This window comes from Streptomyces bullii (assembly GCF_042657145.1).
Lineage (GTDB): Bacteria > Actinomycetota > Actinomycetes > Streptomycetales > Streptomycetaceae > Streptomyces > Streptomyces bullii.
Map to the genome: position 1 here is coordinate 113,910 of NZ_JBHSNY010000007.1, position 12,114 is coordinate 126,023.

General features: G+C 72.8%; 10 protein-coding genes and 2 pseudogenes. 7 read left to right on the forward strand and 5 right to left on the reverse strand.

Annotation, left to right across the window (positions count from 1 at the left end; translation table 11 throughout):
- Window positions 1-65: 65 nt before the first annotated feature.
- The 3 genes and pseudogenes from ACFPZJ_RS20980 to ACFPZJ_RS20990 all read left to right on the forward strand — a co-directional run.
- Window positions 66-1,046, forward strand: a complete 981-nt coding sequence (locus ACFPZJ_RS20980; RefSeq protein WP_381024630.1) for a zinc-binding dehydrogenase — start codon at window positions 66-68, stop codon at window positions 1,044-1,046.
- 55 nt (window positions 1,047-1,101) lie between these two features.
- Window positions 1,102-2,601 (forward strand): MFS transporter, encoded by a 1,500-nt coding sequence (locus tag ACFPZJ_RS20985; protein WP_381023786.1) that lies wholly within the window; start codon window positions 1,102-1,104, stop codon window positions 2,599-2,601.
- A gap of 129 nt (window positions 2,602-2,730) precedes the next feature.
- Window positions 2,731-3,615: pseudogene (locus ACFPZJ_RS20990) on the forward strand (aminoglycoside phosphotransferase family protein); the annotation flags it as partial.
- A 153-nt stretch (window positions 3,616-3,768) separates the two neighbouring features.
- Here ACFPZJ_RS20990 and ACFPZJ_RS20995 read toward each other — a convergent pair.
- Window positions 3,769-4,269, reverse strand: coding sequence for a hypothetical protein (locus ACFPZJ_RS20995; protein WP_381023789.1), 501 nt, complete (start codon window positions 4,267-4,269; stop codon window positions 3,769-3,771).
- A gap of 118 nt (window positions 4,270-4,387) precedes the next feature.
- Between ACFPZJ_RS20995 and ACFPZJ_RS21000 the strand changes: the two genes are divergently transcribed.
- The gene (locus ACFPZJ_RS21000) at window positions 4,388-5,785 is read left to right on the forward strand and encodes a M1 family metallopeptidase (protein ID WP_381023791.1); all 1,398 of its coding nucleotides are present in this window, start codon (window positions 4,388-4,390) and stop codon (window positions 5,783-5,785) included.
- 86 nt (window positions 5,786-5,871) lie between these two features.
- On the opposite strand, the gene ACFPZJ_RS21005 is transcribed toward ACFPZJ_RS21000, so the two are convergent.
- Entirely contained in the window at window positions 5,872-6,447 is a 576-nt protein-coding gene (locus ACFPZJ_RS21005) for a TerD family protein (protein ID WP_381023795.1), read from the reverse strand.
- A 181-nt stretch (window positions 6,448-6,628) separates the two neighbouring features.
- Here ACFPZJ_RS21005 and arfB point away from each other — a divergent pair, with 181 nt between their 5' ends.
- Window positions 6,629-7,066 carry an alternative ribosome rescue aminoacyl-tRNA hydrolase ArfB gene (arfB, locus tag ACFPZJ_RS21010; RefSeq protein WP_381023797.1) on the forward strand — a complete coding sequence of 146 codons (438 nt, stop codon included), beginning with the start codon at window positions 6,629-6,631 and terminating at the stop codon, window positions 7,064-7,066.
- A gap of 152 nt (window positions 7,067-7,218) precedes the next feature.
- Here the strand turns inward: arfB and ACFPZJ_RS21015 are convergent.
- Window positions 7,219-7,478 (reverse strand): annotated as a pseudogene (locus ACFPZJ_RS21015) (GNAT family N-acetyltransferase); the annotation flags it as partial.
- 56 nt (window positions 7,479-7,534) lie between these two features.
- The gene (locus ACFPZJ_RS21020; RefSeq protein ID WP_381023800.1) at window positions 7,535-8,119 is read right to left on the reverse strand and encodes a flavin reductase; all 585 of its coding nucleotides are present in this window, start codon (window positions 8,117-8,119) and stop codon (window positions 7,535-7,537) included.
- Window positions 8,120-8,448: 329 nt separating this feature from the next.
- On the opposite strand from ACFPZJ_RS21020, the gene cdgB reads away from it, so the two are divergent.
- Both cdgB and ACFPZJ_RS21030 read left to right on the forward strand, forming a co-directional pair.
- Window positions 8,449-10,119, forward strand: a complete 1,671-nt coding sequence (gene cdgB / locus ACFPZJ_RS21025; RefSeq protein WP_381023802.1) for a diguanylate cyclase CdgB — start codon at window positions 8,449-8,451, stop codon at window positions 10,117-10,119.
- Window positions 10,120-10,237: 118 nt separating this feature from the next.
- On the forward strand, window positions 10,238-11,155 hold the full coding sequence (locus tag ACFPZJ_RS21030; protein ID WP_381023804.1) for a carbohydrate-binding protein: 918 nt from the start codon (window positions 10,238-10,240) through the stop codon (window positions 11,153-11,155).
- Window positions 11,156-11,168: 13 nt separating this feature from the next.
- Here the strand turns inward: ACFPZJ_RS21030 and ACFPZJ_RS21035 are convergent, their stop codons facing one another.
- A complete protein-coding gene (locus ACFPZJ_RS21035; protein WP_381023806.1) occupies window positions 11,169-12,098 on the reverse strand; it encodes a 1-phosphofructokinase family hexose kinase in 930 nt (309 codons plus the stop codon).
- Window positions 12,099-12,114 lie beyond the last annotated feature (16 nt).

Consider the following 12,114-nt stretch of genomic DNA (forward strand, 5'->3'; position numbering starts at 1 on the left):
GGGGTCCCGAGACAGCCGTGAAGGCCGCGGTCATGAAGAGCGGTCGTGAAGAACCGGGGGATCCCATGCGCGCCATCCGTCTGCACGCTTTCGGTCCGGCCGAGAACCTCACCTACGCGGAGGTGGAGGACCCCCGGCCGGGACCGGGGCAGGTGCGGGTCGCCGTCCGGGCGGCGGGTGTCCATCTGCTGGACACGGCGCTGCGTGAGGGCATGCGGGGTCCGCTGCCCGAGCTGCCGGTCCTGCCCACCGTCCCGGGCCGCGAGGTCGCCGGTGTCGTCGAGGCGCTGGGGGACGGCGTCCCGGAGGGCTGGCTCGGCAGGCGTGTCGTCGCCCATCTCGGGTTCGCGCCGGGCGGTTACGCCGAGCTCGCCGTGACGGACGTCGACCGTCTGCACGAGGTTCCGAAGCGTCTGGACTTCGCCCAAGCGGTCGCGATGATCGGTACGGGCCGTACGGCGATGGGCATCGTGCAGTTCGCGGAGCTCGGTCCCGGCTCCGTGGTGGTCGTACCGGCCGCCGCCGGCGGTATCGGCACGCTGCTGGTGCAGTTCGCCGGGAACGCCGGTGCCACGGTGATCGGGCTCGCGGGCGGGCCGGAGAAGGCCGCGCGGGTGCGGGCCAACGGGGCCGATCTCGCCGTGGACTACGAGGACCCCTCCTGGCCGGGGAAGGTGCGTGCCTTCCTGGGCGGACGGAGCGCCACGGTCGTCTTCGACGGTGTCGGTGGCACCGCGGCCCGGGAGGCCGTCGCCCTGCTGGGGCCGGGCGGGCGGCACATCGTGTTCGGCTGGTCCGGCGAGGGCCTGCACGACGGGCGGCCGTACCTCGTCGAGGGGGTCTCGCAGGAGGTGCTCGGTCCGGTGATGCTGGGGAAGGCCGGCGGGCCCGACCCCGTGCGGACCCTGGAGCTGCGTGCCCTCGCCGAGGCCGGCGCGGGGCGGCTCGTCCCGGCCGTGCAGCGGTTCCCGCTGGCGCAGGCCGCCGCTGCGCACCGGGCGCTGGAGACGCGGAGGACCATCGGGAAGGTCGTGCTGGAGCCATGACCCGGAAGGGCGAACCGCGCATGCGATACGCCCGGGCTCATGGTCTTCTGGCGAAATGAGTGTCTGGGCAGGTGAGGCCGCGGATCCCGTGCCCGCCGACCCCCGCCGCTGGTGGGGTCTGGTGGTGATCGCACTCGCCCAGCTGATGGTCGTGCTGGACTCGACCATCGTGAACATCGCGCTGCCGTCCGCGCAGCGCGATCTGGGGATGACGGACGGCAACCGGCAGTGGGTGATCACCGCCTATACGCTGGCCTTCGGCGGTCTGCTCCTGCTGGGCGGCCGGATCGCGGACCTGGTGGGCCGCAAGCGGACGTTCGTCACCGGGCTCGTCGGCTTCGCCGCCGCCTCGGCCCTCGGTGGCGCCGCGACCACCCCGGGCCTGCTCTTCGGCGCCCGCGCCCTGCAAGGCGTCTTCGCCGCCGTGCTGGCGCCGTCCGCCCTGTCCCTGCTCACCACGGCCTTCACCGATCCGAGGGAACGCGGCCGGGCCTTCGGCATCTACGGGGTGCTGGCCGCCAGCGGGTCGGCGACGGGGTTCATCGTCGGCGGGCTGCTCACCGAGTACCTCGACTGGCGCTGGTGCCTGTTCGTCAACGTGCCCATCGCGGTCATCGCCGTGGCCGGTGCCCTCGCCCTGCTGCGCGACCCGCCCCGCCATGCCGGTGCCCGTCTCGACGTGCCCGGTGTGGTGCTGGGCTGCGGTGGTCTGGTCGCACTGGTCTACGGGTTCAGCGAGGCCGAGTCGCGGGGCTGGTCCGACGGGCTGGTGCTGGCGCTGTTCGCGGTGGGCGTCGCCCTGCTGACGGTGTTCGTGTGGTGGCAGTCGCGGGCGGCCGTGCCGCTGCTGCCGCTGCACATCCTGCGGGACCGCGACCGCGCCGGCTGCTTCCTGACCATGATGCTCGCGGTCCTCGCCATGTTCGGCCTGTTCCTGTTCATGACGTACTACCTGCAGGCCGTCCTCGGGTACTCGCCGGTGCGGACCGGGCTGGCCTTCCTGCCGCTGACCGCGTCGATCCTCATCGGCTCCACGCAGGTCTCGGCGCGGCTGCTGCCCCGCCTGCCGCCGCGCATGCTGCTGGCCCCGGGCATGGTGCTGGCGGCGAGCGGCATGCTGATCCTGACGCGGATGACCGTGCGCTCCTCGTACGCCACCGAGATCCTGCCCGCGCTGATCCTGATCGGCCTCGGCATGGGGCTGACGTTCATGCCGGTGTTCTCCACCGCGACCGCCGGGGTCGCTCCGCAGGACTCGGGCGTGACCTCGGCGACCGTCAACACCTCCCAGCAGGTGGGCGGCTCCATCGGCACGGCCCTGCTGAACACGATCGCGACCGCGAGCGGTGCGGCCTACGTCGCCGCCCGTCCGTCCGGTCCGGGCCTGCGGTCCGACATCGTGCGGGAGGGCGTCGTCCACGGCTACACGGTCGCCCTCTGGTGGGCCGCCTGCATCATGCTGCTGGCCGCCCTGGTCGCTGGCCTGATGGTGACGGCCAAGGCCCCGAGACACGGCACTGTGGCGGATGCGCCGGTACCCGAGTCGGTGGCCTGAGGGCAGGGACCTCGGCGGGCTCGGCGTCTGCTCCGCGACGGGCGATGCGGAGGGACGGGGCCGCCTTCTTCAGGCAGCAGACGGTCCCAGGCGGTCCACAGCCCCACCCGGTGAGCGTCCGCCGGTAGCGTGCGGGACGTGATCGACATACCCCGGGAACTGGTGGCGGCACAGCGGAAGTACAACGGGGCGGCGGGGAGCGCCTTCGTCGAGCGACTGCCCGCTCTGGCGGCCGGGTTCCTGGACCGCTGGAAACTGCGGCTCGACGGCCCGTCGATGTCCGGCGTGGCCGCCCTGGTCCTGCCGGTCGTCCGCCGCGCGGACGGCACCCGGGCGGTTCTCAAACTGCACCTCCCCGACGAGGAGAGCGCGGGCGAGCCCGTCGCGCTGCGCGTCTGGGACGGCGACGGTGCCGTACGTCTCCTCGGCCACGACGAGGCCACCGGCACGATGCTGCTGGAGCGCCTCGACGCCTCCCGCATGCTCAGCCGTCTCCCGGACTCCCGCGCGGCGGTCCTGGTCATCGCCGAGCTGCTGGCCCACCTCACGTCCTTTCCCGCTCCCGAGGGCCTGCGCCACCTCGGTGACATCGCCGGGGCCATGCTGGAGCGGACGCCCCGGGCCCTGGAGCGCGTGCCCGACGCGGAGGCCCGGGGGCTGCTCGCCGACTGCGCGGCCGCCGTACGCGAGGTCGTCGACACCCCCGGCGACCGCCTCCTGCACTGGGACCTGCACTACGACAACGTCCTCGCCGCCGACCGCGCGCCCTGGCTCGCCATCGACCCCAAGCCCCTGGCGGGCGACCCCGGGTTCGAGCTGCTTCCGGCCCTGGCCAACCGGTTCGACGCCGACGAGGTCCGTCGGCGCTTCGACGCGATGACCGATGTCCTCAGCGTGGACCGCGCCCGGGCCCGCGCCTGGACTCTCGGCCGGGTCCTGCAGAACTGCCTGTGGGAGATCGAGGACGGCAGGCCGCTGCAGGAGGAACAGCTGGAGATCGCGCGCCGGCTGCGGGACGGGACCACCTGGCGTCGGCCGTCCGCGCCGGTCGCCTGCCAGTGCGGGCCGCACGATTCGCGCGCCCACCCCACCAACCGGCCGTGGCGGTCGTGGGGTACGGGCCCCGCGACCGGCTCGACGGTCCAGCCACCGGGGTGACGGGAGCGGTCAGGGCACCCTGGGGAAGCGGGCCTGGAGCGTCCAGATCGCCGGGTTCTCCGCCAGGTCCTCGTGCAGGTCGCACAGGTCGGCGACCAGGTCGTGCAGGAAGTCCCGGGCCTCGCGGCGCAGTTCGGCGTGGGAGAAGGCCAGCGGGGGCTCCTCCGCGGGCATCCAGTCGGACGCGATGTCGACCCAGCCGAAGCGACGCTCGAAGAGCAGCCGGTCCGTCGATTCGGTGAAGTCGAGTTCGGCCCGCTGGGGGCGGGAGGCGCGGGAGCCGGCCGGGTCCCGGTCCAGGCGTTCCACGATGTCGCACAGCGCCCACGCGAAGTCGAGCACCGGCACCCATCCCCAGGCTGTGGAGATCTCCCGGTCCGACTCGGTGTCGGCGAGGTACACGTCACCGCAGAACAGGTCGTGGCGCAGGGCGCGGACGTCCGCGCGGCGGTAGTCCGTCTGCGGCGGGTCGGGGAAGCGGTTGGAGAGGGCGTAACCGATGTCGAGCACGGGTGTGATGGTGTCATGGCGCCGGGAGCCGGTCCCGCCAGGTCCGACCGCCCCCGTTCCCGTGGCCGGGGCGGCGGCGCCGGCCCGCCTGCGGGCTGCGAGTTCGTAGGATCACGGGGTGCGTCCTCACCGTCCGCTCGTCACCGCCGCCGCCCTCGTCGTGCTGGCCGCGTGCGGCGGCGGTGTCCACGGCACCCCCGGCGGCTCCGGCGTGCGCGATCCGTACTTCCCGAAGGCGGGCAACGGCGGCTACGACGTCACCCACTACGGCCTGAAGCTGGCCTACGACCCGGGCGGGCACCACCTCACCGGCACCACCACGATCAGGGCACGCGCGGCCCAGGACCTGTCCGCGTTCAACCTCGACCTCAGGGGCCTGCGCGTCGAGCGGGTCACCGTCGACGGGAGGACCGCCCGCTGGCACCGGGCCGGCCAGGAGCTCACCGTCCGGCCGCCCCACGAGCTCGCCGCCGACCGGGCGTTCGGCGTGACCGTCCACTACTCCGGAGCCCCGGAGACGATCACCGACCCGGACGGGTCGGTGGAGGGCTGGCTGCGCACGGCGGACGGCGCGGTCGCGCTCGGCGAACCGACGGGGTCGATGGCGTGGTTCCCCGGCAACCACCACCCACGCGACAAGGCGACGTACGACATCGCCGTCACCGTGCCCGCCGGCCTCCAGGCCGTCTCCAACGGGGAGCCGACCGGCGAGACCACCGAGCGGGGCCGGACGACCTTCACCTGGCGCGCCGCCGAGCCGATGGCGAGCTACCTCGCCACCGTCGCGATCGGCCACTACCGGATCACCCGCTCCACCGGCGGCGACGGCACCGTGGTGTACACGGCCGTCGACCCGGACCAGGCGGAGGCGAGCCGGGCGGTGCTCGCGCGGTTCCCCGAGATCATGCGGTGGGCCGAGGACACCTTCGGCCCCTACCCCTTCTCCGCCGCCGGCGCCGTCGTCGACCGCCCGTACGACGCCGGATACGCCCTGGAGACCCAGACCCGGCCCTTCTTCCCCGGTGCCCCGGAGCTGGACACGCTCGTCCACGAACTGGCCCACCAGTGGTTCGGCGACTCGGTCACGCCGAGGACCTGGCGGGACATGTGGCTCAACGAGGGATTCGCCACGTACGCCGAGTGGCTGTGGCAGGAGGACCACGGCGGCGACACCGCGCAGGAGACCTTCGACGCCGTGTACTCCGGCGACCACTTCGACACCGACGAGGACGCCGAGGCCGTCTGGGCGTTCCCGCCCGCGCGGCCGCCCGGCGCCGCGCACCTCTCCGACGCGCCCGTCTACTGGCGTGGCGCGATGGTCCTCCACAAGATCCGCCAGACGGTCGGCGACGCCGTCTTCCGCGCCATCGTCCGGGGCTGGGCGGACGCTCACCGGCACGGCACCGCGGACACCGACGACTTCACGGCGTACGTGGAGAAGCAGGCGCCCGACAAGGACTTCGCGCGTGTCTGGGCCGACTGGCTGTACGGGGAGGGCCGGCCGGAGCGGCCGTAGCCACCCGCCGGCGCGCCGGACGCCGAAGCCCCCGGGCTTCGCAGCACCGGGGGCGTCAGGGACGGATGACGGCGTGGCCGCGTCCGTCAGACGTTCACGCCGAAGTCCTGGGCGATGCCCACCAGACCCGAGGCGTAGCCCTGGCCGACCGCGCGGAACTTCCACTCGGCGCCGTTGCGGTACAGCTCGCCGAAGACCATCGCGGTCTCGGTGGCCGCGTCCTCCGACAGGTCGTAGCGGGCGATCTCGGTGCCGCCGGCCTGGTTGATGATGCGGATGTAGGCGTTGCGGACCTGGCCGAAGTTCTGGCCGCGGTTCTCGGCGTCGTAGATGGAGACCGGGAAGACGACCTTGTCGATGTCGGCCGGGAGGGCGGCGAGGTTGACGTTGATCGCCTCGTCGTCGCCGGCGCCCTCACCGGTGCGGTTGTCGCCGGTGTGGACGATCGTGTTGTCCGGGGTCTGCTTGTTGTTGAAGAAGACGAAGTGGGCGTCCGAGTAGACCTTGCCCTGCGGGTTGACCGCGATCGCGGAGGCGTCGAGGTCGAAGTCCGTGCCGGTGGTGGTGCGGACGTCCCAGCCGAGGCCCACGGTGACAGCGGTCAGGCCCGGAGCCTCCTTGGTGAGCGAGACGTTGCCACCCTTGGACAGGCTTACAGCCATTGTTGGGAGTCCCTTCCCTCGTGATGTACGGGCACGAAGCTACAGCTACCCCAAGGAACGCGGCGCGGGGTGGACAAGGTTCCCGTGTCTTTACTTTCTTTACCGAGCCGGAGCCGCGCGGAGGGCATTCGGGGAAGGCAGGGGGATATTCGGATGACGTGGACCGGTCACGGGCGGGAACATGTACGGCATGTCCGGTCCCTATGTCATCCGCGGCTCCGTCTCCCTTCCCGAGGCCGAGCTCCTGTGGCGGTTCTCGCGGTCGTCGGGGCCCGGAGGGCAGCACGTCAACACCACCGACTCGCAGGTCGAGCTGCGCTTCGACCTCGCGCGGACCGAGGCGCTGCCCGAGGTGTGGAAGCAACGGGCGCTGGAACGGCTGGCCGGACGCCTGGCCGACGGGGTGGTCACGGTCCGCGCCTCCGAGCACCGCTCCCAGTGGCGCAACCGCGAGACCGCAGCCGTACGTCTGGCCGCGCTGCTCGCGGAGGCGACCGCGCCCCCGCCCAGGCCGCGCAGGCCGACCCGCGTCCCCCGCGGCATCGACGAACGCCGGCTGCGGGAGAAGAAGCAGCGCGCGGAGACCAAGCGCGGGCGCTCCGGGCGGAACTGGACCTAGCTCACCGTCCCCGGTCACCGGCACGCCCCCGTCGCATGCCCGCCCCGCCCTCCGTCAGGCAACCGACGGCGGACCGCGCCGAGGGGTGTGGAAGATGACCGGCGACCCGATGGCCGACCCGCAGTTCCTCGCCCGGAGCTTCGAGGCGCAGCGGCCCCGCCGCAGTCCGGAGCGGACGGGCCGCTGCCGTCGCCCTGCCGGTCGATGTCGGAGAAGGCCATGAGGAAGCCGACCGGGCGGTCGCCGTCGACGATCAGGCCGGGCCAGGCGACGCCGGGACGGACGTACGCCTCGGCGAGGGACCTCACGACCGGCTCGACCGCGTGTTCCTGGCCGGGCGGACCCGGACGGCGAGGGCGGCGTCGAGATTCGCGGATGTGATCTCTTCGAGGCGGGATGCCCTGGCCGTCACCCGGGCAGCGTAGGCGGGGTGATCGGCGGGGAGCGAAGGGGTGTGCGGCGCGCAGGTCAGCCCAGTTGCCGGTAGCGGCCCCTGAAGTACGTCAGCGGCCCGCCGTCCGCACTCGGCACGCGGGCCGTCAGCACCCGGCCGATCACCAGTGTGTGGTCCCCGGCCGTCACCCGCTGCTCGGTGCGGCACTCCAGGGTCGCCAGGGCGCCGCGCACCAGCGGGGCGCCGGTGTACTCGCCGCGCGCGTACGGGATGTCCTGGAACAGCAGCCGGTCACTGACCCGGCCCTTCATGGCGAAGCGGCCGGCGATGTGCCGCTGGCTCTCGGAGAGGACGGAGACCGCCCACAGGGGCTGCTCGTCGAGCAGCTCGTCCATGCGGGAGCCCTCGCGCAGGCTGACCAGCACCAGCGGCGGGTCCAGGGACACCGACATGAACGCGGTGGCCGTCATGCCGACGTCCTCGCCGCCCGGTGCCTCGGGGTCGTCCGGGTCGAGCGGCGGCTCCTGCGCGGTCACCAGGACCACGCCGGCGGCCAGCCGGGACATGGCGGCGCGGAACTCGTCGTTGCTCACCCCCTCAGCATGCCCGGCGGCGGGCGAAGGGATCATCGGGGACGGGGCAGCGGGAGTGTTCGGCACGCCCGAAACGCTAGTCTCCGGTGTGTGCGCACCGCATCGGACCTCGGTCCGAGCGGAGACCTAGGACTCACGTCGGAGCAGGCGGAACTCCCGACGTACACCGTCACAAATTTGCGCTCAGTAAACGCATCGGGAAATCGCAGAAACACCACTCAATTGTTCATGTTTGCCTGTGACTTGAGTCACAAGGGGCAGGAATTGTTGACCCTGTGTACCGAGTGAGCAGCGCGCTGTGATTCAGTGGCGGGGAAGGTGCGACGGCATCAGACCGAAAGAAGCGCCGAAGAGAACCCTTGGATTCACTGCGAGGTCTCGGGGGGAGGGCGAGCATGGAGACCGAGTCGGAACCCTACGTCCGTCTTGCGTCCCTGCGACAACTGCACCAGGTCATGGCCGACATGAACACGGCCCGCAGCCTGGCGGACACCCTGCAGACGGTCGCCGACGGCGCGGTCAACGCCCTCGGGTACGAGCTGGCGTGCGTGAACCTCGTACGTCCCGACGGTGACCTCGTCGTCGCCGCACTCGCCGGCAACCCCGCCGCCGAGGCCCTCATCACCGGCCGCGTCGGCTCCCGCGACTCCTGGGAGCGCCGCCTGAGCATGGGCGAGCAGTGGGGCGACCTGGTGTTCATACCGCACACCGAGGGCTGGGTCCTCGACGACGACGACGTCCCGCAGTGGTACACCGACGGGCCGGCGCCCCGCTTCGAGGACGAGTGGCACCCCGCCGACCGCCTCTTCGCGCCGATGTACGCGCCGGGCCCGCAGGGCGGCGGCTCCTCCGGCGAGCTGGTCGGCGTGCTGTCCGTGGACCGGCCGCGCAACGGGCGGCGCCCCGGCGCGTGGGGCCGCGAGGCGCTGCAGATGTACGCCTTCCAGGCCGCGATAGCCATCAGCAACGCCCGGCTGCGCGCCAACATGCAGCGCGCCCTGGTCCGCCTGGAACGCGAGCAGCAGGCGCTGCGCGCCAGCGAGGAAAGCTTCAGGCAGGCCTTCGAGTACGCCCCCTCCGGCATGGCCATCGCCGAGATGGGCGGCGAGCAGCACGGCCGGATCCTGCGCACCAACGACGCCCTGTGCCGCCTGCTGGGCCGTCCCGCCTCCGCGATGCGCCGCTACTCCTTCTCCGACCTCGTCCACCCCGAGGACATCGGCACGCTGCTGCGCACCTCCGCCGAGGGCGGACGGGCCGAGCTCCGGCTCGCCCGCCGCGACGGCAGCTACGTGTGGGTGTCCCTGCGCAACTCCGTCGTCGCCGACGCCGCCGACGGGCCCCGCTTCCTGCTCACCCACGTCGAGGACATCGAGGAGCGCAAGCGCCGCGAGCTCCAGCTCGCCCACCGCGCCTCCCACGACTCCCTCACCGGCCTGCCGAACTCCGCCGAGCTGCGCGCCCGGCTCTCTGCCCGGCTGTGCCGGCGCCCCGCGTCGCCGCACCCCGCCGAGGCCGACTCGCAGGACGCGGCCTACGGCCACGCCGCCTTCGACTCGTTCGACTCGATCGGCCACGCCTTCGACTTCCCGCCGGGCGCCGAGGCGTACGACGCCTACGACCACCATGTGCACACCGTCGCCCCCGCCGGTGACCGCGACGACGGCACCAAGGGGCTCGCCGTCCTCTTCTGCGACCTCGACGGCTTCAAGTCGATCAACGACCGGTTCGGGCACAACGCGGGCGACGCCGTCCTCATCGAGGTCGCCCGCCGGCTCAGCAACGGCGTGCGCGACGGCGACACCGTGGCCCGGCTCGGCGGCGACGAGTTCGTGATCCTCGCCGACGGGCTCGGCCGGGCCGACGCCCAGGACCTCGCCGTGCGGCTGCGCAACGAGATCATCCAGCCCATCCGGGCCGAGGGACGGGCCGTCCGCGTGGGCGCCAGCTTCGGCATCGGATGGGCACACTGTGGCATGACTGCGGACGAAGTGTTGAAGTCTGCCGACGAACGGATGTACGTCGAGAAACGATCTCGTCCCAAACAGCACAGACGCGCGGGATGAAACCCAGGTCAGCGAGTTGATGCGGTCTGTGTCACCCGTTTGGGTCACCTGGAGCGGGTAGGCTCGCCCTCTCACACCCCTACCGCATCCACACGCACCTGCCTAAGGAGACCAAGGGATGACGCCCGGCAACAACGGCGCGAGCACGCCCGAGGACGACGACCCGTTCGGCTATCTCTACGCCGACGGGCAGGCCAACGGAGCCCAGCCGCCGTCCGGTGGCTACGGCTACCCGAACGCGGTCAACCGCGTGCGGACGGTCGGGCAGCGCCAGTACGGCCAGCAGCAGACGGCTCCGTACGGGCAGATGCCGCAGCAGCAGGGGGCGTACGGCCAGCCCAGCGCCCACTACGCCGCCCCGGAGACCTTCCCCGGCGGCGCGCCCACCGTGCAGCAGCAGGCGCCCGCGGGCGGCCGGGGCCGCGGCCCGAACACCAAGGGCCTGCTGATCGGCGCGATCGCGGTGGTCGCCGCGGTCGTGATCGGCATCGGCGTGGCGATGCTGGGCGGCGAGAAGGACAAGGGCGACACCACCGACCAGGCCGGCGGCGCGACGCCGGGGCAGTCCCAGAGCGCCGAGCCGAGCCCGTCGGCGAGCGAGAGCGACGCGAGCGAGGCAGACCTGCCGAAGATCGACGCCAAGGCGATGCGGCTGGACGGCGGCGCCACTCTCGCGTCGGACATCAAGGGCGCCAAGGCCGACGGCGGCGTCTACGTGGCCGGTTTCAACCAGGTGGGTGCCAAGGTCACCTGGAGCGTGGACGGTATCCAGAAGGACGGCACCTACCGTCTCTACGTGCGTTACGGCATCCCCGGCGTGGATGCCGACGCGACGCTGACCGTCAACGGGAAGCCCAACGCCCAGCCGCTGAACATGAAGAACTTCGGCAACACTCCCAAGGGCGACTGGGAACAGGGCTGGAAGACGACCTGGGCGAACGTCAACCTGACCAAGGGCACCAACACGATCGAGCTCTCCTGCCAGCAGGGCAACAAGTGCGACGCCGTGCTGGACCAGATGTACCTCACGAAGTAACCGGCGGGTGACGTCAGGCCGCGCTGACCTCCCCCGTCACCGCCACCCGCCCCAGCAGCTCCTCGTAGATCCCGCGGTCGAACTCGCCCGCTGTCGGCGCCTGCACCGTCGCCGCCGACAGCGCTGCCGCGCGGGCCAGGCGGTCCGGCCACGGGAGGCGTTCCACCAGGGCCGACAGCAGGCCCGCGACCGCCGAGTCGCCGGCGCCGGTCGGGTTGCCGCGGACGGGGGCGGGCGGGGTGGCGCGCCAGCGGCCCTCCGGGGTCGCCGCCAGCAGGCCCTCGGCGCCCAGGGAGGCGACCACGGCACGGGCGCCGCGCCGGCGGGCGTCCAGCGTGGCCCGCAGCGGCTCGTGGGAGCCGGTCAGCTCGGCCAGTTCGTCGGCGTTCGGCTTGATGACGTCCGGGCGGGCCGCCACCCCCCGGCGCAGCGGTTCCCCGCTGGTGTCCAGCAGGACCGGAACCCCGGCCGCCCGGGCCGTGCGGACCAGGCCCGCGTACGCGCCCACCGGCACGCCCGGCGGCAGGCTGCCGCACAGGGCCACCGCCGACGCCGGGGCGAGCAGGTCCCCGTACGCCTCCTGGAAGGCGGCCCACTCGGCGGGCGTGACGGCCGGGCCGGATTCGTTGAGCTGGGTGGTGTCGCCGGTCCGCTCGTCGACCACGGCGATGGTGCGGCGGGTGGCGCCGCCGATCGGGACCAGGGCGTCCACCAGGCCGGGCGTCGCGGTGAGCCGGTCCCGCACGACCCGTCCCGTGGCGCCCCCGGCGAAGCCGGTGACCGTCACCTCGTGCCCGAGGGCGGCGAGGACCCGGGCCACGTTGACGCCCTTGCCGCCGGGGCGCTCCGTCACCTCGGACACTCGGTGGGAGGCGTGCGGCCGCAGGGCCGCCACGCGGTAGGTGATGTCGAGAGCGGTGTTCAGCGTGACCGTCAGGATCACCTGGGCCGACCTCCCC